Source organism: Candidatus Methylopumilus turicensis, from assembly GCF_000953015.1.
Classification (GTDB): Bacteria; Pseudomonadota; Gammaproteobacteria; order Burkholderiales; family Methylophilaceae; genus Methylopumilus_A; species Methylopumilus_A turicensis.
In genome coordinates, this window is the sequence record NZ_LN794158.1 from 1,100,664 (window position 1) to 1,121,810 (window position 21,147).

Below are 21,147 nucleotides of genomic sequence, written 5' to 3' on the forward strand. Positions count from 1 at the left end.
TCAGACCTATTCAACTTATTTAAAATATCGGCTTTTAATCCATAAAGCCACCGACACCAAACCCACCATGATTGGCACCTCCACCAGCGGGCCAATTACTGCGGCAAAGGCGGCACCGGAGTGAATACCAAACACCGCAATTGCGACTGCGATGGCAAGCTCAAAGTTATTGCTTGCCGCGGTAAATGACAACGTGCAGCAGCGTTGGTAATCAATGCCAAGTTTGCCTGTCGTCACAAAAGTGATTAAAAACATGACCACAAAATAAATAAGCAAAGGGATAGCGATTGTGACGACATCCATGGGTAATTGAAGAATCAATTGCCCTTTGAGGCTAAACATCACCACGATCGTGAATAACAATGCGATCAGCGTTAGTTTGCTAATTTTGGGAATAAAGTGCGCTTGGTACCAATCTTTGGTAACCAATTTAAGCATCACAAACCTGGTCATGAGCCCTGCCAAACAAGGAATCCCTAAATAAATAAAGACGGTTTTAGCAATTTCAGTGATGGTGATATCAACGACTGAACCCGCTAACCCAAAATAAGGCGGCAATACCGTTAAAAATAAATAAGCATAGCCACTAAAAAACAACACTTGAAACAGCGCATTAAAGGCCACTAAACCAGCGGCATACTCTGTCGAACCCTTCGCGATGTCGTTCCACACAATCACCATGGCAATACATGGGGCAATGCCAATTAAAATCAGGCCGGCCATATATTCAGGTTGATTGGGCACAAAGGTAATCGCCAGTAAAAACATGACTGTTGGCGCGATTATCCAATTGAGTAATATCGCTAGGCCAAACACCCGTTTATCTTTGAACACATCAGGCAGCTCTTCATATTTCACTTTGGCGAAAGGTGGATACATCATCAGGATCAAACCAATCGCAATGGGGATGTTGGTCGTGCCACTTTGAAACTGATTGATGAAATGCTCTACACCAGTAATGAAATAACCTAAGCCAATGCCTAGGGCCATCGCGGCGAATATCCATACGGTGAGATAGCGGTCTAAAAATGATAGTTTTTGGGTGATTTGGCTCATCAGCTGGCTAACTTTCTTAATTCGTTTTCAATGCTTGGTTGGTCTAGGTTTTCTAAAGGGAGTGCGGCAAATGCATCTAACTTTTGTTGAAGCCCATTCATGACATTCACGAAGGCTTTCCTTTTCTCGTCATCACTTCCTTCTACTTTGGATGGGTCAGGAAATCCCCAACGGGCTGTCGCTGGATGCCCGATCCAAACTGGACAGGCTTCACTGGCTGCGCTGTCGCAAACAGTAATAATAAAGTCCATTTGAGGCGCATCTGATTTGGCGAACAGATCCCAGCTTTTGGAAAACATTTTTTCTTTTGCATAGCCCATTTCAAGCGCCAGCGCTTGCGCAATTGGATTAATCGCATTGCCTGGTGTTGAACCCGCTGAGTAGCCAACAAAGCGTCCACTCTTATGCGTGGAGGCTAGCGCTTCGCCCAAAATCGAACGAGAGGAATTGTGCGTACAAAGAAAGAGAATGTTGTATGGCTTCATGATGTTTCTATGGGTTTGATTTTCCTAGGGGCTTGATAACCACTGGCACACAGCTTTTACCACCACAGCAGTTGTCCATTAAGAAGGCGCTTAGCTCATTGATGATGTGTGGATTGGGGCGATAAAAGAGATTGCGGCTGACACGCTCGACTACAATCAAATCGGCTTGGAGTAGCTCTTTGAGATGAAAACTCAAGGTTGCATTGGGGATGCCAAGCACCTCGACGATGTCTTTGGGCGTGAGTCCAATATCCCCTTTTTGAACGATTAAACGAAATACATTCAGGCGGCTCTCCTGCCCTAAGGCTAAGAATGCTTTAACGGCTATTTTGTTTTCCATATTTCGATGATAATAAAAATATATGACCGAATAATGACACAGATTCGCGCTGTTGAAAATCTTGTGAATCTCCACACCCCCTCATTGGGTATACATTGAAATGTTAGACAAAAAAAGGGCGACGTTTCCACGTAGCCCTTTCTTCAATCTAAGCGCTGGTCAATCTAAGCGCTAGTTATTTACAACAAGTATTGCTTTCTGTTGCAGAGCTTTCTTTTTTTCCATTACAGCAGACACAGCGACCATTGCAGCCACAAGCACATTTACCTTTAATGAGGTATTTGATTAAAGCGGCAATAGAAAGCACCAAAGCAACATTCATCAAAATGCACATCGCAATCGCGTGCATAGGAATGGTTCCACTCATGACTTCATGCATCATTTTCTCCTCATGTAAGAAACATTTATTACAAAAATAATATGGGGGCTTTTTAGCGTATTTCAAGCGCATCCAATCAATGACGCTTATTACTTAACAGCCACATTCAATCTAGTTGGTTTAATAAGGCATTCAGCAGGATCTTTCCATTCCGCTTGCTGGGCTTCATTAAGCCATGCTTTTAATGGCTGCTCCGAATCCGGATAAGCCATTAAAAGTCTTTAATTTGTGTACATGTAGACAAAATATTGAAAATTTTCAATGCTATGGCTTTGTGAATATCACAATATGTTGCCAGGGCAGGCTTTTGATGGTCTTTTCGTGTTGCAAACCATGCACATTCATTTCTTTGATAATTTGCGCTTCAGTCATTTTATGGCTTGATTTAATCGGCACATTATCATCCTCTGCACGGTACTCCACTAGCACGAATCGTCCATTTTTCTTAAGCGCCTGCATGGTGTCTTGAATCACTTCAAATGGGTACGCTAGCTCATGATATACATCGACCATAATGGCTAGATCTGTACTATTTGGCGCTAGATTTGTTTTTTGATTACTGGCTAAAATCGGCGTGATATTACGATAGGTTTTTTGTAAGTTTTTAAGTTTTCCTAGCATTTCAGGCTGAATATCCACCGCAAACACTTGGCCTTGATCACCCACTAATTTTGCCATCTCGCGTGATAAAAAACCCGTCCCTGCCCCAATATCTGCAATGTGCATACCCGCTGATAAATTCAGTGACTTGACTAAAATATCCGTACGCTCTTCGTTCACACGATTTTGCCGCTCTAACCATGCCGCACCATGAAAACCCATCACATGGGCAATTTCGCGCCCCATGAAGACTTTGCCAGTTGCATCGGTGCTAGGTGTATAAAATTCATAGTGTGAGGTCGCATTACTTTGCGACTCTGCAATCGCCCATTGACCACCTAAAGCCGATAAAATTAAACAAAAGAATATGAGGTAAAGTTTTTTTAATTTCATGGTGAATTCGAGCAGCTTGCTTTCTATTAATTCAATAATTGACAAATTTAATCACTGATTTTTCAATCTGCCTTAAAAAAACACTAAGATTTACATCGCGATAGCAAAAGTAGACAAACTTCTATTTGATAGCACATCAAGAAATTGAAAGAAAAAAGTCAAAAAACCTGCCATTTCAGGCGTCAATTCTTTTGACACAAACCCTGAATAAAAAGCTTAAAATTCACGCATGATGTTTGTATTTGGTATGTATTGAGATTTTAGACAATAAAAAAGGAGCTGTTTATTAAACAACTCCTTGATTATAAAATGTATTTTTGGTGGGAGATGCGAGGGTCGAACTCGCGACAAACGGATTAAGAGTCCGCTGCTCTACCAACTGAGCTAATCTCCCCTTGAGGTCTTTAAGGCCGGCGCAATTATCAAGTTAAAGCAGGTGAGTGTCAACCTGAGAAACGATTATTAAGGTCATCCCGTATGAATGTTCAAGTGATTCCCAGCCAAGCGTTTGCTGACCAAAAACCTGGCACCTCTGGCCTACGTAAAAAAGTGACGGTGTTTCAACAGCCGCATTATTTAGAAAACTTTGTTCAAAGCATTTTTGACTCTATCGATGTGCCAAAAGGCGCAACGCTAATCTTGGGTGGCGATGGTCGTTATTACAATCGTGAGGCCATACAAATTATCCTCAAGATGGCAGCAGCGAATGGCTTTGGGCGTGTATTAGTTGGCCAAGCCGGCATTCTTTCTACGCCAGCTGCTTCTTGCATCATCCGCAAATACAAAACCTTTGGCGGCATTATCCTCTCGGCAAGCCACAACCCAGGCGGTGTGGATGGCGACTTCGGCATCAAGTACAACACGCCAAACGGCGGCCCTGCCCCAGAAAAAATTACCGAAGCGATTTTTGAGAAATCCAAATCCATTCAACGTTACAAAATGATCGCTGCGCCAGATGTGCCCCTTGATGTCATTGGCGAAACTGACCTGGCCGGCATGAAGGTGCAAGTGATTGATGCCGTGGCCGATTATGCGGAGCTGATGGAATCACTCTTTGATTTTAATGCGATTAAAGATTTACTCGCTTCTGGCTTTCGTATGAAGTTTGACGCCATGCACGCGGTGACTGGCCCTTATGCCCAAGAGATTTTTATTCAACGCCTTGGCGCGCCAGCTGATAGCCTGATGAACTGCGTGCCATTGCCTGATTTTGGAGGTGGACATCCTGACCCTAACCTCACTTATGCACATGAGTTAGTGGAGATTATTTATGGCGAAAACGCACCGGACTTTGGCGCGGCCTCCGATGGTGATGGCGACCGCAATATGATTTTGGGTAAAGGCTTTTTTGTGACGCCTTCAGACAGCCTTGCGCTGATTGCCGCTAACGCAAGAATGGTGAAAGGTTATGCCAAAGGCATTGCTGGCGTAGCACGCTCCATGCCCACCAGCGGCGCAGTGGACATGGTCGCGAAGTCCTTAGATATCCCCTGCTTTGAAACCCCGACTGGCTGGAAATTTTTTGGCAATTTAATGGACGCTGGCCAAGTGACATTGTGCGGTGAGGAAAGCTTTGGCACAGGTTCAAGCCATGTACGTGAAAAAGACGGCCTTTGGGCGGTGTTGTTTTGGCTCAATATTTTGGCGATTAAACGGCAATCGGTTGAGCAAATTGTAAAACGGCATTGGCTACAATTTGGTCGCAATGTTTACTCACGCCATGATTACGAAGATTTACCGCTAGATGCCGCGAATGGCGTGATTGAGCATTTACGAAGCAACTTTAGCGCGCTGGTTGGCAAATCGTTTGGACAATACACCATACAAGAATGTGATGATTTTAGTTACACCGATCCGATTGATGGCAGCATTAGCACCAAACAAGGTCTGCGCGTTTTATTCACCGATGGCTCACGCATTGTATTTAGGCTCTCTGGCACAGGCACATCTGGCGCAACGCTTCGCATTTATTTAGAAGCGTTTGAACCTGACACCAGCAAACACGATTTAGACGCGCAAATCGCATTGAGTGAGATGATAAAAATCGCCTTGCAGATCTCCGAACTGAAACAAAGAACGGGGCGCGACACGCCAACTGTCATTACCTAACAATCTCACTTAACCTTCATAAGGCCGTGCTATGCTAACGGCCATTTTTTTATTTACTTTGCTTGAAAGCCACGCGATGCAAAACACTCCAAACACCAGCACCGAAACCTTTATTCCAAGCAAAGATGCTTCGCTTGAATATTCGATTAAAACGCTACAAGCCAAGCTTTTGGATATCGGCTTTCACGTAGAAGAGCGCTCTTGGCTCAATGAAATTGAAGGCATTTGGTCGGTGCATGTGACGGATCGTGATTGCACACGTTTATTTAGCAATGGCAAAGGCGCATCGCAGCTTGCAGCAAGAGCGAGTGCGCTTGGTGAATACTTTGAGCGCCTCAGCACCAATTACTTTTGGACGCACTTTTACTTGGGTGAAGCCATAAGCAATCAAGATTATGTGCATTACCCAAATGAAAAATGGTTTCCGCTGGCTGGCGACAAATGGCCTGCTGGCTTGCTTAACAAAGAGCTGCACAAATTCTACAACCCAGAAGGCACTGTTTCAGCGACTAAGCTCATTGACTTGAACTCTGGTAACGCCAAACGCGGTATTTGCGCGATTCCTTACACACGCTTGCGGGATAATGAAGTAGCTTACTTCCCTGTGAATTTGATTGGTAACTTATACGTGAGCAACGGCATGTCCGCCGGCAACACGCTCAAAGAAGCCCGCACGCAAGCATTGGCGGAAATTTTTGAACGCGATATTAAATATAAAATCATTCGTGAAGGCATTTGCTTGCCAGATGTTCCTGAAGCAGTCATCAACCGCTATCCTCGCATCGCCGCTGGCATTAAAGGCTTGCGCGATGCAGGCTATGGCATTTTGGTGAAAGACGCCTCACTGGGTGGCCAATATCCTGTGATGAACGTCACCTTATTGCACCCAGAAGACCAAGGCTGTTTCGCGAGCTTTGGTGCGCACCCACGCTTTGAAGTGGCGCTAGAGCGTGCATTAACCGAGCTTCTGCAAGGTCGTGCAATAGATGGCCTCAAGAATTTTGTTGCGCCAGGTTTTGATATGGAAGAAATCGCCGACTCACAAAACCTAGAAATTCATTTTGTAGATTCAAGCGGCGTGATTAGCTGGAACTTCCTACGCGACACGCCAGATTATGAGTTTGTGGATTGGAACTTTGGCACCACAACGGATGAAGACTATCAATGGTGCTGCGATACCATCCACGCGAGCGGTCACGAGATTTATATTTCAGACTTCACCCACTTAGATGTTTATGCATGCCGTATTTTTGTGCCAGGCATGTCAGAAATCTACCCCGTGGAAGAGCTTGAGTGGGAAAACAACTCCGTGGGCAACTTGGTGCGCCCTGCTTTGCTTCGTACACAAGACCTTAGCCAAGCAGAAAGCGAAACGCTATTAGAGACATTACTAGACCTAGAGCTGGCGGATGAACTCCCTGTGACCACACTTATTGGCCTTGCGGCAGATGCTGGTAGCGTTTGGGCAGACTTACGTGTTGGTGAACTAAAAGCATTATTAGGCCTAGCGGTGGGTGATGTTGATGTGATCTTAGAAGGCTGTGATTGGATTAGCCAATTTGGCGAATTGCCAGAAAAACGCGCCCGCGTTTATCGCTGTATTGCCGACTTAGTGCAACTACAAGAAATGACAGCACTAGACCACACCAAGCCATTTAACGCTAATTTAGCCCTCATGTATGGCACAGAAACCTTGCAACAAGCTCAGCAATTGCTTAGCCGTGAATCTCGTTACTTTGGCCTGAATAATCTAGGTGCCAATATGGAAGGTAGCGAGATGCACAAACAGTTGTTATTGGCTTATCACAAGGTGAATGCTAAAAAGCATTAAAAGAGAAGTGTTGACGGCGGTCGGGCTTGATGCGTCCGCCCAATTGATTGCCTGCCCATGCTTCGAAGTGCAAGCGACTGCGCTTTAATAGATCGATGTTGTCATGCCGCACTTGATGCGGGGTCTATTTTCTTCAATATGGATGCCGCATCAAGTGCGGCATGACAAAATGCAACCCGCATCAAGTGCGGGGTGACAAAATACAACCCTCATCATGTGCGGGGTGACAAAATGCAACCCGAGTAAGTCGAAAACACTTACCCCTCAGCTCGGTAGGGCATAGCAGAGTACGGTCGCTGTATCCTAAGAATCAAAAAGGCAACTTAACCTGCGGTGCCGCGCCTAAAATCACTGTTCTAAAGGCTTGCTGAATGCGCTTTAACGCGTCTTCAGAATCCGCCTCAAAACGCAGCACAATCACTGGCGTGGTATTGGATGGTCGCATTAAGCCAAAACCATCTGAATATTCCACACGTAAACCATCAATGGTGATGACTTCGCTTGCGCCTTCAAACTTGGCAGATTTTTGCAAAGCAGCAATCAGCGCATGGGGCTCGCCCTCTTGCATTTGAATATGTTGCTCTGGCGTGCTCACACTATCAGGCAAGTTGTTCAAAGTTGCGCTTGGATTAGCGACTTTGCTCAAAATCTCCAGCAAACGTGCACCTGAATAGAGGCCATCATCAAAGCCATACCAGCGGCGGCCTTTGTCGGGATTATTACTATCCACTAAATCATTAAAAAACACGTGTCCACTCATCTCGCCTGCTAAATCAGCACTGGTTTCTTTGATTTTTGCTTTCACTAGCGAATGGCCTGTTTTCCACATCAGCGGCTTGCCGTTGCGGGCTTTAATCCAGGGCGCAAGGTTACGCGTTGATTTCACATCGTAAATAATCGTCGCGCCTTGGTTACGTTGCAGCACTTCTTCTGCAAAGAGCATCAACTGGCGGTCTGGGTAAATAATCTTACCGTCTTTAGTCACCACCCCTAAACGGTCGCCATCGCCATCAAAAGCCAAACCTATCTCGGCATCGCCTTTGGCTAAGGCTTCAATTAAGTCAGATAGATTTTCTGGGACAGATGGATCGGGATGGTGATTAGGGAAATGCCCATCCACCTCACAAAATAGCTCTTGCACTGAGCAGCCAAGCGCCTCATAAAGCTTTTTGGCATATGCGCCTGCCACGCCGTTGCCACAATCTACAGCGATTTTCATAGGATGCGCCAACTTCACATCTGAAGCGATTTTGGCGATGTACGCAGATGCAATATCGTGATGACTTTCCTTACCAAGGCCGCCCGCCTCAGTCACTAAATCGGCGGTTTCAATGCGTGCACGCAGGCTTTGTATGGTTTCGCCTGAGAGCGTTTCACCCGCCAATACCATTTTCAAGCCATTGTAATCAGGTGGGTTATGACTGCCCGTGACCATCACACCGCAAGCGGTGCCAAGCGCATACGCCGCAAAGTACACCATCGGTGTAGCGACCATGCCAAGCTGAATCACATGGATGCCTGTCTTACGAATGCCGCGTGATAAAGCGCCTGCGAGTTCAGGTCCTGATAAACGACCGTCAAAGCCTATGCAGATAGTGCTTTGTTTTCTTGCCAAAGCTTCAGAACCAAGCGCCTGCCCAATGGCTTCTACAATCTCTGGCGTGAGGGTTTTACCCACAATGCCGCGAATGTCGTAAGCCTTAAAAATCTCTTTTGGGACGTGCATCACTAAACTTCGTCGATCCAAATTTGCTGAATAGCCTCTAATATTTTTTCGTTGCTATTATTAGGCTCATCGCTAAACCCATCCAAAGCCATGACCCAAGCATGTAAATCAGTAAAGCGGATCACCTTAGGATCAATATCAGGATGTGCATCATATAAAGCCTCTGCAATTGCTTGTACATCAGTCCATTTCATTTTGCTACCCTCAAAAATTATTCAACATTGGCTTGAATTATACCGCCTAGATGCGGTCAATAGGAGGGGTGAATTCACGCCCATTATGATAAAATGATGAAATTATTTTTTTAAGCCTACGAGAAAGTGACTTATGTTTAGCCGAGCAAAAACGTTGAGTGTTGTAGATCCTGAATTAGCAAAATATGTAGAACTTGAGCGCGTTCGCCAAGATGAACATATCGAATTGATTGCTTCTGAAAATTACACCAGCCCTGCTGTGATGGAAGTGCAAGGCTCACAACTCACCAATAAATATGCTGAAGGCTATCCAGGCAAACGTTTTTACGGTGGCTGTGAGTACGTGGATGAAGTTGAAAAACTTGCGATTGAGCGGATTAAAAAATTGTACGGCGCTGAATATGCCAACGTACAGCCGCACTCAGGCTCACAAGCCAACCAAGCGGTTTATTTCTCGATCTTAAAACCAGGTGACACCATCATGGGGATGAACCTGGGCCATGGCGGCCATTTAACGCACGGTTCACCTGCTAACTTATCAGGCAAGCTGTTCAACATCGTGCCTTACGGCTTAAACGATAAAGAAGAAATCGACTACGACGAAATGGAGCGTATTGCGATTGAATGCAAGCCAAAACTGTTGATTGGTGGCGCTTCTGCATATTCCCTTCGTTTTGACTGGGAACGCATGGCAGCCATCGCGAAAAAAGTGGGCGCCTATTTCATGGTGGACATGGCGCATTACTCAGGCTTGATCGCTGGCGGCGTTTATCCAAACCCAGTGCCACATGCTGACTTCGTCACTTCAACCACGCACAAAACATTGCGCGGCCCACGTGGCGGCATTATTTTGGCAAAAGCGGAATTTGAAAAATCAATCAATTCATACGTATTCCCTGGCTTGCAAGGCGGCCCATTGATGCACGTCATCGCAGGTAAAGCGGTGGCATTCTTAGAGGCATTACAACCAGAGTTCAAAACTTATCAAACGCAAGTGTTGAAAAATGCCAGCGTGATGGCAGAAGAGCTAGCAAAACGCGGCTTGCGCATTATTTCAGGCCGCACAGAATCTCACGTGTTTTTGGTGGACTTACTCCCTAAAGGCTTAACAGGTAAAGCGGCGGATGCGGCTTTGGGTTTAGCGCACATTACTGTGAATAAGAACTCTATTCCTAACGATCCAGAAAGCCCATTTGTGACGTCTGGCATTCGCATTGGCTCACCAGCCATTACTACACGCGGCTTTAAAGAAGAAGAAGCCCGTCAGGTGGCTAATTTGATTGCTGACGTATTAGATAATCCAACCGATGAAGCTGTGATTGCGGCAACTAAAGCGAAAGTGCATGCCTTAACTTCACGCTTCCCTGTGTATGGTGCCTAATACTTAGATGAAATGCCCTTTTTGCAGCGCTGATGATACGCAAGTGATTGATTCACGCGTAAACGACGAGGGCGATTCAATTCGTCGTCGTCGTCGCTGTTCTGCTTGTGACAAACGCTTTACTACGTATGAAACCGCTGAATTGCACTTACCGCAAGTGGTGAAGCAAAATGGTACGCGAGAAGAGTTTAACCGTGAAAAGCTACGCAGCTCTTTCACCCGCGCACTGCATAAGCGCCCAGTGCCGACTGAATATGTCGATCGAGCCATTGAACACATCGTGCAAAAAATACTTGGGCAAGGCGAACGTGAAGTGATGGCACGCGCCTTGGGCCAAAGCGTGATGCAAGAGCTTAAAGCGATGGATAAAGTAGCCTATATCCGCTTTGCATCGGTTTATCGAAGTTTTCAAGACGTGGATGATTTCAATACCGTCATTCGTGACCTTGACCCTCAAAAAAATCCAAAACCATGAAGTACCTTGATCTAAGATTTTGAGTCCTCAATGTTGAGCCAAGTCATTCATGATGTTTACCCAAGCCGACCATGAATATATGAGTCTTGCGCTGCGACTCGCGGAGCAAGGCTTATATACCAGCACCCCCAATCCTCGAGTCGGCTGTGTCATTGTGAACCATGGTCAAATCATTGGCCAAGGCGCGCACTTAAAAGCCGGTGAACCGCATGCCGAAATCATGGCATTAGGTGATGCACAGGCAAACTTTCCCAAGCTGATCCAAGGTGCAGATGTCTATGTGACGCTGGAACCGTGTAGCCATTTTGGTCGCACACCGCCATGCGCTGATGCGCTGATTAAAGCCGGCGTTAAACGCGTGATTGCTGCTATGCAAGACCCAAACCCCCAAGTGGCTGGTAGTGGGTTAGCCAGACTAAAAGCGGCAGGCCTTGAAGTTAAACATGGTTTAATGGAAGCGCAAGCAAGAGAGCTGAATGTCGGCTTTATTTCACGCATGACCAACCACCGACCTTTTGTCCGCACTAAAATCGCCGCCAGCCTAGACGGCAAGACAGGGCTCGCGAACGGCGAAAGCAAATGGATTACTGGCGAAGCGGCAAGGCAAGACGTACAACATTGGCGAGCACGATCCTGCGCAATCCTTACAGGCATAGAAACTGTCTTGGCTGACGACCCACAAATGAATGTGCGCCATACTTCCCATGCACGCCAACCGCTGCGCGTTGTGGTCGATAGCCAATTGCGCCTTTCACCCAGCGCTAAAATCTTAGCGGGCGGTAATACCTTAGTTGCCTATTTGCGTGACGCGGAAAACAAAGCTGAAGCCTTAACCAACGCTGGCGCAACCTTAATTAAGCTTCAAGCGAGTGACGGCAAAGTATGTTTAAAACAACTTTTAAGCCATCTTGCAGAGTACGGCATCAATGAGGTGACCGTTGAGGCCGGGCAAACGCTTAACGGTGCCCTGCTGTCGCTTAATTTAATCGATGAGTTTGTGTTTTACTACGCACCCACTTTGCTAGGCGCTGATGCACGCGGCATGTTTGCTATTCCAGTGTTGAAGAATATGGAAGAGAAAGTGCAATTAAGCATCCTCGATGTCCGTCAATTCGGCCAAGATATTCGCATTAGAGCCAAACCAATCAGCAAGCCTTAAAGACTATTTATGGCACTCATTGATACGCATTGCCATCTTGATGCTGCCGAATTCGATGCAGACCGTGAAAGCGTCATTCAAGAGGCGCTCAATAAGGGCATTAAGATGATGGTGGTGCCAGCAGTTCATCGCAGCAATTTTGAAACCGTCACACAGCTTGCTCACTCGCATTCATGCTGTACACACGCATTGGGCATCCATCCTATGTACGTGGCAAGCGCTCATCTGGACGATCTGGTCTATCTAAGGGAAACGATTGCCAAGCAAATAGAAAGCGGAAATCCCCCAGTTGCGGTGGGTGAAATTGGTCTGGATTTTTTTATTGCGGATTACGACCAAGCCTTGCAAGAACATTACTTGATAGAACAATTAAAAATCGCTAAGCACTATGACTTGCCGGTGATTTTGCATGTGCGTCGCGCAATCGACGATATCTTAAAGCTCTTACGCCGATACAAAGTTCGTGGAGGCATTGCGCATGCTTTTAATGGCAGTCGTCAACAGGCGGATGCTTTTATCGCGCTAGGATTTAAATTAGGCTTTGGCGGGACACTGACTTACCCTCGCGCGTTAAAAATTCGTGAGCTGGTTTCAACGCTCCCCTTAAGTGCAATTGTGTTAGAAACAGACGCGCCAGATATCCCACCAGAATGGCTCAAAAATGACAGGCGAAATACCCCGCATCAATTGTTAAATATTTCACAATTGATCGCCTCGTTAAGGCAAATAAATCATGCGCAAGTGACTGAAATTACTACGAACAACGCATTGGAAATTTTGCCAAATTTAGCAAAGTTATTCACACGACCTCAAGTAATACATTAAGAATGCTTAAATCCCCATAAGAATCAATACGGGTCTAGCAACTTATTGTTTTATATAGATAAAATAGAAGATTAAAATTTAAGCGTTTTAAAAAAACCTTTATAAAATCATGAGTTAGACTTTCAACTCACAGGTATCCACAGTTTTATCCACAGTTTTTGTGGATAGGTTTTAGCTATTTTTAAGCGCAAAAAAAATGCAAGAAAAATATTTAAATAAATAATCAATATTTAAGGGAATTTCACTTGAAAATAGATGAAAAATATTACCGTACCATTTGGCCAACTCATGGTGCAGAAGCGCACAAAAATGATGCCATGTTGGCGGTTGAAATCATTGACCAAACCATGCTTCCACATCGCTTTGAAATTAAAGCAGTGCATTGTCTTGAAGAAATGGTCACGGCAATTAAAACCATGCAAGTGCGTGGTGCGCCTCTTATTGGTGCGGCAGCAGCTTATGGCATGGCACTTGCGGTGCAGTCTGATGCTAGCGATATTCACCTAGAAAAGTCTGCTCAGGCATTGCTGCTTAGTCGGCCTACCGCGGTAAATTTACGCTGGGCAGTGAACCGCATGCATCAACACTTAGCTGCGCTTCCCTCAGAAGCCCGTCACAGCGCCGCTTGGCAAGAAGCGGCGCTGATTTGTGAGGAAGATGTGCAAATGAATCACGCGATTGGTCAGCATGGCTTAGCCCTCATACAATCGGCGCTCGCAAAAAGCAATAAAAACACCTTGAACATTCTCACTCACTGCAACGCTGGCTGGCTGGCCACGGTGGACTGGGGCACCGCACTAGCGCCTGTTTATGCCGCCCATGATGCTGGGTTAAATGTGCACGTCTGGGTAGATGAAACTCGGCCGCGCAATCAAGGCGCAAGCCTAACGGCTTGGGAGCTTGGTCAACATGGTGTTCCGCATACCGTGATTAGTGATAATGCTGGCGGCCATTTGATGCAACATGGTCAGGTTGATATGGTCATTGTTGGCGCTGACCGCGTCACCAGCACTGGCGATGTCTGTAACAAGATCGGGACTTATCTTAAAGCCTTGGCCGCTTTTGATAACCAGGTGCCTTTTTATGCGGCGGTGCCTTCGCCTACCATCGACTGGACGATACAAGATGGACTTAGTGACATTGAAATTGAAATGCGGGATGCTGACGAAGTGAGTTATATGAGCGGCTTAGCAAGCGATGGCACAGTGCAATCCGTCCGTGTCACACCAGCGCATAGCCATGCACTTAACCCTGCTTTTGATGTCACGCCCGCCCGTTTCGTCACTGGCATTATCACCGAGCGTGGCGTGACCACGCCAAGTAGGCTCAAACAACGATTTGAATAGAGAACATCATGTCAAATGCATCACTTCTAGCAAGTGTATTAGCCCTGCAAGCCCAAGGCCTGATGCAAGGCACATCGGGTAACGCGAGCGTGCGCCATGGCCATGGTTATTTAATTACACCTTCAGGCATGCCGATTGATGAGATGCACGCTCACAATATGGTTGAAATGGACATGCAAGGAAAAGCAATAAGTGCGGGGAAACCTTCTTCAGAATGGCGCTTTCACCACGACATCTATCAAGCAAGGCCGGAAGTAGGAGCCGTCATCCATACCCATTCGATGTTTGCGACCACAATCGCCTGTTTGCGAAAAGACATCCCACCGTTTCACTATATGATTGCTGTCGCTGGTGGTGACACTATTCGCTGCGCGAACTATGCTCTGTTTGGCACACAAGCCTTATCAGACCATGCCATCGCCTCTCTAAAAGACCGTCGTGCTTGCTTATTGGCGAATCACGGCATGATTGCTGTCGGCAAAACCTTACAGCAAGCCATAGATGTCGCGGTAGAAGTAGAAACATTGTGCGAGCAATATTGGCGGGCTTTGCAAATCGGCGAGCCACATCTTTTAAGTGCGCAAGAAATGCAGGCAGTGTTTGAACAATTTAAAGGCTATGGAAGCTGGGATCAATAAATGCGCAAATTAAGCCTGACGTTAGTGGCCGGCCTATCTATCCTTTTATCTGCATGTCACGCGCAACCAAACACCGTGGTTGGCGCTAAAAAAGACGCACATGGGTGCATACCATCGGCAGGTTATCAATGGTGTGGAAAAGAAAATCAATGTGTTCGAAACTGGGAGTTGGCTGAGAAAAAAGGCTTGGCGAATAAACAAGCAGCATTTATTCAGTATTGTCAGTAAAAATAACGGGGCTGTTTGATGCGGCACTTAACTTAAACGGTGCTCGCTGTTCAAGTTCATTGGTATAAGCAGCTACGCCAAGGGACTCCCTACTTAAAAAATCCGCAATCGATTGTGCGAAGTCTGGATCGGCAATCTGATGAAAAGAGCAAGTCGCTTTGGGCTTAAATCCCCGCGCTAATTTATGCTCACCTTGCGCGCCTCCCTCAAAGTAACGGATGTTCTCCTCAATGCAAAATTCCTGCGCTTGATAATAACAAAGCTCGAAGTGCAAATTAGGGACATATTGCATGCATCCCCAATAGCGCCCATATAAGGTGTCTTGATCGTAAAAATTTAGCGCACTCGCAATTGGCACGCCATTAAGAGTGGCCATCACCAATAAAATATGTTCAGGCATGCGCATTGCAATGCTTTTAAAAAATGCTGCTGATAAATAGGGTGTCGAACGGTGCTCAAGGTAAGTATTGCGGTAGCATTGATAAAAAAAGTCCCACTCTTCCTCTTTAATATCAGGCCCTTTAATCCGCCGACAAATGACACCTGCGGCATTCACTTTTTTACGCTCTTGCCTTATTTTCTTTCGTTTTTCTTGTTGCAAGTGACCAAGAAACACATCAAAACTTCCAAAGCCTTCATTTTCCCATCGAAATTGGACACCGTGACGTTGCATCCAGCCTGCTTGCTTGAGCAATGCCGCTGAATCTTGATCTGGAAACAAGATATGCACCGATGACAGCTGATGTTTGTGCATCACTTCTAGTAAGGCTTGCAACATAAGCGTTTGAATTGAAGCGGCGTTTGCAACATAAGCCACTAAAACACGTGCACTCGTGACAGGACTAAAAGGAATAGCGGCGATTAATTTTGGATAGTAGTTTAAGCCATTGCGCTGATAAGCTTCGGCCCAAGACCAATCGAACACATACTCACCGTAAGAGTGTGACTTCACATACAAAGGCATTGCACCAACGAGGCGGCCGTCGTCATGGACAAGCAATGGACAGGGTTGCCAGCCTGTGCCAGGTCCAACTGAGTTTGATGTTTCCAGTGCACTCAAAAAAGCATGGCTGAGCAGTGGCATACCCTCTGTGAGGGCATCCCAACTTGATGGGTCGATGCTTTGTATGCTATGTGCGATTTCTAGGGTTAAACTCATCTTTTGAGAATACAATAGAAAACGAATAATTCAACAGGCTTTTTTGAAAAGAGACGCTCTCCTCATTCAAAAATGATCAACCATATGACGAAAAAAATAGTGTTATGTCTTTTACTTAGCGCGCTGTCGGCATGCCAATTTCTGCCCAATACTGCTGAGCCGTTCCAGAGTATTGGCTCGCATCCAAAACTTCCTGAGCCTGACTTATCCATGATTCCTACGGTCAATATTGCAAAGGCCTCTGAATGGCCAGAAGGCGTGATACCACGCGTCAAAGATGGCTTATCAATCAATCTTTATTCAAAAGCCTTGGTACATCCTCGTTGGCTTCATGTGCTACCCAATGGCGATGTATTAGTCGCACAAAGCAACAAACAAGCCGCTCAAAAGAGCAAAAGTTTAAAAGCCTTGGTCGCAGAATTCGTGATGAAGCGCGCCGGGGCTGGCACTTACAGCCCAGATAAAATAACGCTACTCAGAGATCAAGACCGTGACGGGGTCGCAGAATTATCGACTGACTTTCTGAATGGCCTCCACTCCCCTTTTGGGATGGCACTGATAGGAAACGATTTATACGTGGCCAATACCAATGCCATCCTTCGTTTTCATTACGAAGCTGGCCAAACAAGCATTGATACAGCACAGTTTCCTCCAGAGAAAGTGATTGATCTGCCAGAAGGAGCGCTTAATCATCACTGGACTAAAAATATTATCGCCTCACTCGATGGCACTAAGCTTTATGTCACGGTTGGCTCCAACAGCAATATTGGTGAAAATGGATTAGCCAATGAAATAGAGCGTGCCGCTATTTGGGAAGTCGATCTTAAAACCAAGCAAAAGAGAATCTTCGCTTCCGGCCTGAGAAATCCGAATGGCCTTGCTTGGCATCCAAGCACGGGGCAACTTTGGACAGTAGTCAACGAGCGTGATGAACTCGGTAATGATTTAGTGCCGGACTATCTCACCTCCGTGCATGAAGGTGACTTTTTTGGCTGGCCTTATGTTTATTATGGTCATCATCAAGACCCAAGGGTAAAAGAGGTGATGCCTAAAAGATTATCAGCTCGGAGCCCAGATTATGCTTTAGGTGCGCACGTTGCCGCGCTTGGGCTCGTTTTTTCCGATGAATCCGCACTCAATCAACACTTTGGCCATGGCGCGTTCATCAGTGAACATGGCTCGTGGAATAGAAAACCACGAAGTGGGTATAAGGTAGTGTTCGTCCCATTTAAAAATAATCAACCGGATGGCATCCCCCTCGATGTGGTAACCGACTTTGTGGTCAACGACGATGCTTACGGCAGACCTGTTGGATTGGCGATTGATCAAGATGGCAACCTGCTGATTGCGGATGATGTTGGCAATCGCGTTTGGCGGGTTCGCGCAAAATAGCTTGCGCTGATAACAAAAAACCAGCACTCGGCTGGTTTAGTATTTTTAAAAATTATTAACTTTTTGGTCGGAACGGCAGGATTTGAACCTGCGACCCCTTGTCCCCCAGACAAGTACGCTACCAGGCTGCGCTACGCCCCGAACTTTTATTGCTTTCACAACAAGGCTGGATTATAGCGTAAAGGCTGGATATGACGAAGCCCCAGTCAAACTGAGGCCTCGGGTCATCGTGCAAAATAAGCTCGCCTACGGCGACTTAGTCGACCTTAAGTATCGCTGAAATGTCGGCAAGCTCATTTCGTAATGCTTGCACATCAACACCTGCGTCCTGAGTCAGCGGGGCATTACTTAATGCTTCGCCATTCTCGCCCTCTGGTGCTTTGTTTTTGTCTGACTTTAATCTCCCTTTTGCATCAAGCAAATTCCGTGCGCCGCTGATGGTAAAGCCATCATCATATAAAAGCGCGCGAATACGGCGGATAAGGAGAACTTCATGGTGCTGGTAGTAACGACGGTTGCCACGACGTTTGACTGGGCTTAATTGGGTAAATTCTTGCTCCCAATAACGCAAGACATGCGGCTTTACCCCACACAATTCACTGACTTCACCGATGGTGAAATAGCGTTTTGCAGGGATCGGTGGAAGCTCGATATTAAGCGCTTGCTCCGCCATACGTTTCCTCTACCTTGCTTTTTAATTTTTGGCTGGCGTGAAAGGTCACAACACGACGCGCTGTAATTGGTATTTCTTCGCCTGTTTTTGGATTGCGGCCTGGACGCTCAGATTTTTTACGTAATTCGAAGTTACCGAAGCCAGATAGCTTAACGGTATCGCCAGACTCAAGCGCCACGCGAATCTCTTCGAAAAATGCTTCGACCATATCTTTAGCTTCGCGTTTATTCAACCCAACTTGGTCGAACAGCATTTCTGCCATATCTGCTTTTGTTAATGTCATGCCCAATCCTTAACTACACTCTTGAATTACCGATAAATTTACTATTGATAACGTTGCTCATCATACAATGATTTAACATTATTTAACAATACTTATGTTTTTTAACAATCACTTTCGTTACTGTCTTAATTCCGCACCAAACTGTTTTTTGAGGGCGTCAAGCAGGCCGGCCATCACTAAATCTGCTTCGGCATCCGTGAGTGACTTTTGGCCATCTTGCATCATTACAAAGAACGCCAAGCTCTTTTGGTGATCGGGAATCCCCTTGCCACGATAAACATCAAAAAGACCGATATCAGTCACAAAATCAAGCTTCGCACTGTGCATTGCATTTAACAATTCCTCAGCAGAAACCGCTTCTTCAACCAGCACTGCCATGTCACGGCGAATTGGTGGGAATTTGGACACTTCGCTATACCGTGGCACTTCTCGTTGTTGCATTAAGGCAAAATCAAGCTCAAACAAAACAGCACCGCGTGGCAACTGATAATGTTGTTGCCATTTAGGATGTAATTTACCGATCCAGCCTATCACTTTGCCATTGACCATCACTTGCGCAGATTGACCTGGATGCAAAGCAGGATGTGTTGCTGCGGTATATGCTGCACGACCGAACGTAAGCGCATCAACATCGGCTTTTACATCGTAGAAATCCACACTACGTGATGCTTCACCCCATTGTTCGGGAAGCATGTCACCATAGGCTAGGCCGGCGATGCGTGTTGTTTCTGCGTAAGTATTATTGTCAGCATGATGGTAAGTTGCGCCAATCTCAAACAAGCGCACACGCGTTTGCTGACGATTGAGGTTATAAACCAACACATCAAGCAAGCCACCCCAAATAGATGAACGCATCACGCTCAAATTGCTGGCAATTGGGTTCTTTAATTTAATTGGATGAGCATTCGCCAATAAATCGCGCTCCCAGCTTTCATCCACAAAGCTATAAGTCACGACCTCTTGGTAATCATTCGCGACCAAGGCATCCTGGAAAACATGACGCGCAGCGCGGCCCTCAGAATCTGGCAACATGCGCAAATCAGCCACTGGGGCAATGGCTGGAATATTGTCGTAACCATGCAAGCGTGCGATTTCTTCGATCAAATCTTCTTCACGCTCGATATCAAAGCGATAACTAGGCGGAGAAACTTCAAACACTCCGGCTTTTAGGTCGTAGGCGAAACCAAGTTGATCAAACAACTTAGCCACTAGGCTTTCCTCTAAGGTAATGCCTAGGATTGAATTTAATTTTGCCATGCGAAGTTTCGTTGGCACACGGGCTGGCAAAGTACCGCTCACTTCAGTGACAGGGCCCGCTTGACCGCCGCAAATTTCAAGCACAAGCGCTGTTGCTCGTTCTAAGGCTTGTAAGGTTCTGCCGTAATCTACACCACGCTCAAAACGATAAGAGGAATCGGTGCTGATGCCGAAACGACGACCTTTGCCAGCAATGGTATCGGGCGTGAAGAATGCGCTTTCCAAAAAGATATCTTTTGTACTATCTGAAACCGCCGTTGATGCACCGCCCATCACGCCCGCAAATGCAATCGCACCACTGTTATCGGCAATCACCAACATATCTTGATCAAGCTTCACTGTTTGCTGGTTAAGCAAAGCAATCTCTTCACCTTGATTTGCCCAGCGCACATTGATATCGCCAGTCAATTTGGCTGCATCAAAGGCGTGCATAGGCTGACCAAGCTCAAGCAAAACGTAATTCGTAATATCAACAATCGCATTAATACTATGTAAGCCGCTACGCTCTAAGCGGCGCACCATCCAAGCAGGTGTGTTTGCTTGGGCATTAACGCCCTTAACCATACGACCTGAATAAATCGCGCAAGCCTCTTTATCAGCAACACTGACTGACTTAGCGTCATCGATCGTTGCTTTTACAGCTTCTGCATTAGGTAATGCCAACTCAGCGCCAGTGAGAGCGGCCACTTCACGCGCAATCCCCACCAAGCTTAAGCAGTCGCTTCGGTTAGGCGTTAACTTGAGCGTAAATAACTTGTCGTTTAAGCCCAAGAATTCGCGAATATCTTGGCCAACGGTGGCATCTAATGGCAACTCTAAAATGCCTGCACTTTCAGCGGCCAAGCCCAGCTCTTTCTCTGAGCACATCATCCCAAATGACTCAACGCCGCGCACTTTAGCTTGTTTGATTTCGAAGCCTGGCAACACAGCACCAACTAGCGCACATGGCGCTTTAATCCCAACGCGGGCATTGCTTGCACCACAGACAATTTGCAGCGGTTCAGCCGCGCCAATATTCACTTTAAGCAGTTGTAAACGATCTGCATCAGGATGTTTTTCTGCGCTGATAATTTCAGCAATCACCACTTGAGTGAATTCAGCACCAATGCCATCCAAGCCTTCAACTTCCAAGCCCGCCATGGTTAATAAATGGCTTAAGGCCTCGGTATCAATCGTAGGGTTGGTGTACTCACGTAACCATTGTTCAGAAAATTGCAT

Annotated in this window: 22 protein-coding genes and 2 tRNA genes; 10 read left to right on the forward strand and 14 right to left on the reverse strand. The window is 46.2% G+C overall.

Annotated elements, in window-relative coordinates; all coding sequences use genetic code 11:
• Positions 1–15 precede the first annotated feature (15 nt).
• The 7 genes from arsB to BN1209_RS05625 all read right to left on the reverse strand — a co-directional run bounded on the left by arsB (position 16) and on the right by BN1209_RS05625 (position 3,647).
• A complete protein-coding gene (arsB, locus tag BN1209_RS05600) occupies positions 16–1,056 on the reverse strand; it encodes an ACR3 family arsenite efflux transporter (protein WP_045751320.1) in 1,041 nt (346 codons plus the stop codon).
• Positions 1,056–1,541, reverse strand: a complete 486-nt coding sequence (locus BN1209_RS05605; protein WP_052661103.1) for an arsenate reductase ArsC — start codon at positions 1,539–1,541, stop codon at positions 1,056–1,058. Before BN1209_RS05605 ends, arsB begins: the two co-directional genes overlap by 1 nt.
• Before the next feature lie 7 nt (positions 1,542–1,548).
• Entirely contained in the window at positions 1,549–1,881 is a 333-nt protein-coding gene (locus tag BN1209_RS05610; protein WP_045751322.1) for an ArsR/SmtB family transcription factor, read from the reverse strand.
• Between the two features lie 175 nt (positions 1,882–2,056).
• On the reverse strand, positions 2,057–2,263 hold the full coding sequence (locus BN1209_RS05615; RefSeq protein ID WP_171816504.1) for a hypothetical protein: 207 nt from the start codon (positions 2,261–2,263) through the stop codon (positions 2,057–2,059).
• Between the two features lie 86 nt (positions 2,264–2,349).
• The gene (locus BN1209_RS09245; protein WP_269446850.1) at positions 2,350–2,472 is read right to left on the reverse strand and encodes a type II toxin-antitoxin system HigB family toxin; all 123 of its coding nucleotides are present in this window, start codon (positions 2,470–2,472) and stop codon (positions 2,350–2,352) included.
• Between the two features lie 52 nt (positions 2,473–2,524).
• Positions 2,525–3,253, reverse strand: a complete 729-nt coding sequence (locus BN1209_RS05620) for a class I SAM-dependent methyltransferase (protein WP_045751993.1) — start codon at positions 3,251–3,253, stop codon at positions 2,525–2,527.
• Positions 3,254–3,571: 318 nt separating this feature from the next.
• Positions 3,572–3,647, reverse strand: a tRNA-Lys gene (locus tag BN1209_RS05625).
• Between the two features lie 83 nt (positions 3,648–3,730).
• On the opposite strand from BN1209_RS05625, the gene BN1209_RS05630 reads away from it, so the two are divergent.
• Together BN1209_RS05630 and ycaO are read left to right on the forward strand one after the other, a co-directional pair.
• Positions 3,731–5,362, forward strand: coding sequence for an alpha-D-glucose phosphate-specific phosphoglucomutase (locus BN1209_RS05630; RefSeq protein WP_045751324.1), 1,632 nt, complete (start codon positions 3,731–3,733; stop codon positions 5,360–5,362).
• A 31-nt stretch (positions 5,363–5,393) separates the two neighbouring features.
• Positions 5,394–7,193 carry a 30S ribosomal protein S12 methylthiotransferase accessory factor YcaO gene (gene ycaO, locus BN1209_RS05635; protein WP_338140339.1) on the forward strand — a complete coding sequence of 600 codons (1,800 nt, stop codon included), beginning with the start codon at positions 5,394–5,396 and terminating at the stop codon, positions 7,191–7,193.
• A 310-nt stretch (positions 7,194–7,503) separates the two neighbouring features.
• Here ycaO and BN1209_RS05640 read toward each other — a convergent pair whose 3' ends face one another.
• The gene (locus BN1209_RS05640; RefSeq protein WP_045751325.1) at positions 7,504–8,919 is read right to left on the reverse strand and encodes a phosphomannomutase/phosphoglucomutase; all 1,416 of its coding nucleotides are present in this window, start codon (positions 8,917–8,919) and stop codon (positions 7,504–7,506) included.
• 2 nt (positions 8,920–8,921) lie between these two features.
• Positions 8,922–9,113, reverse strand: coding sequence for a Fe-S cluster assembly protein IscX (gene iscX / locus BN1209_RS05645; RefSeq protein WP_045751326.1), 192 nt, complete (start codon positions 9,111–9,113; stop codon positions 8,922–8,924).
• A gap of 133 nt (positions 9,114–9,246) precedes the next feature.
• Here iscX and glyA point away from each other — a divergent pair, with 133 nt between their 5' ends.
• The 7 genes from glyA to BN1209_RS05680 all read left to right on the forward strand — a co-directional run bounded on the left by glyA (position 9,247) and on the right by BN1209_RS05680 (position 15,165).
• Entirely contained in the window at positions 9,247–10,494 is a 1,248-nt protein-coding gene (glyA, locus tag BN1209_RS05650; protein WP_045751327.1) for a serine hydroxymethyltransferase, read from the forward strand.
• A 7-nt stretch (positions 10,495–10,501) separates the two neighbouring features.
• A complete protein-coding gene (nrdR, locus tag BN1209_RS05655; protein ID WP_045751328.1) occupies positions 10,502–10,969 on the forward strand; it encodes a transcriptional regulator NrdR in 468 nt (155 codons plus the stop codon).
• A 52-nt stretch (positions 10,970–11,021) separates the two neighbouring features.
• Complete coding sequence (ribD, locus tag BN1209_RS05660) at positions 11,022–12,128, forward strand: bifunctional diaminohydroxyphosphoribosylaminopyrimidine deaminase/5-amino-6-(5-phosphoribosylamino)uracil reductase RibD (protein WP_045751995.1); 1,107 nt, start codon at positions 11,022–11,024, stop codon at positions 12,126–12,128.
• A 9-nt stretch (positions 12,129–12,137) separates the two neighbouring features.
• Positions 12,138–12,953: a TatD family hydrolase gene (locus BN1209_RS05665; RefSeq protein ID WP_045751329.1), complete on the forward strand. Its 816-nt coding sequence runs from the start codon at positions 12,138–12,140 to the stop codon at positions 12,951–12,953.
• A gap of 245 nt (positions 12,954–13,198) precedes the next feature.
• Positions 13,199–14,299 carry an S-methyl-5-thioribose-1-phosphate isomerase gene (mtnA, locus tag BN1209_RS05670; RefSeq protein WP_045751330.1) on the forward strand — a complete coding sequence of 367 codons (1,101 nt, stop codon included), beginning with the start codon at positions 13,199–13,201 and terminating at the stop codon, positions 14,297–14,299.
• Between the two features lie 8 nt (positions 14,300–14,307).
• The gene (locus tag BN1209_RS05675; RefSeq protein ID WP_045751331.1) at positions 14,308–14,937 is read left to right on the forward strand and encodes a class II aldolase/adducin family protein; all 630 of its coding nucleotides are present in this window, start codon (positions 14,308–14,310) and stop codon (positions 14,935–14,937) included.
• Positions 14,938–15,165 carry a hypothetical protein gene (locus BN1209_RS05680; protein WP_045751332.1) on the forward strand — a complete coding sequence of 76 codons (228 nt, stop codon included), beginning with the start codon at positions 14,938–14,940 and terminating at the stop codon, positions 15,163–15,165.
• Here the strand turns inward: BN1209_RS05680 and BN1209_RS05685 are convergent.
• Positions 15,146–16,324, reverse strand: a complete 1,179-nt coding sequence (locus tag BN1209_RS05685; RefSeq protein WP_045751996.1) for a GNAT family N-acetyltransferase — start codon at positions 16,322–16,324, stop codon at positions 15,146–15,148. The two genes, BN1209_RS05680 and BN1209_RS05685, sit on opposite strands and share 20 nt — an antisense overlap.
• A gap of 84 nt (positions 16,325–16,408) precedes the next feature.
• Here BN1209_RS05685 and BN1209_RS05690 point away from each other — a divergent pair, with 84 nt between their 5' ends.
• Positions 16,409–17,716 (forward strand): PQQ-dependent sugar dehydrogenase, encoded by a 1,308-nt coding sequence (locus BN1209_RS05690; protein WP_045751997.1) that lies wholly within the window; start codon positions 16,409–16,411, stop codon positions 17,714–17,716.
• A 64-nt stretch (positions 17,717–17,780) separates the two neighbouring features.
• On the opposite strand, the gene BN1209_RS05695 is transcribed toward BN1209_RS05690, so the two are convergent.
• The 4 genes from BN1209_RS05695 to pheT form a co-directional block, all read right to left on the reverse strand.
• Positions 17,781–17,857 (reverse strand) — tRNA-Pro (locus tag BN1209_RS05695).
• Positions 17,858–17,972: 115 nt separating this feature from the next.
• Positions 17,973–18,389, reverse strand: coding sequence for a MerR family transcriptional regulator (locus BN1209_RS05700; protein ID WP_045751333.1), 417 nt, complete (start codon positions 18,387–18,389; stop codon positions 17,973–17,975).
• Entirely contained in the window at positions 18,370–18,672 is a 303-nt protein-coding gene (locus BN1209_RS05705) for an integration host factor subunit alpha (RefSeq protein ID WP_045751334.1), read from the reverse strand. Before BN1209_RS05705 ends, BN1209_RS05700 begins: the two co-directional genes overlap by 20 nt.
• A gap of 117 nt (positions 18,673–18,789) precedes the next feature.
• On the reverse strand, positions 18,790–21,147 hold the full coding sequence (gene pheT, locus BN1209_RS05710) for a phenylalanine--tRNA ligase subunit beta (RefSeq protein WP_045751335.1): 2,358 nt from the start codon (positions 21,145–21,147) through the stop codon (positions 18,790–18,792).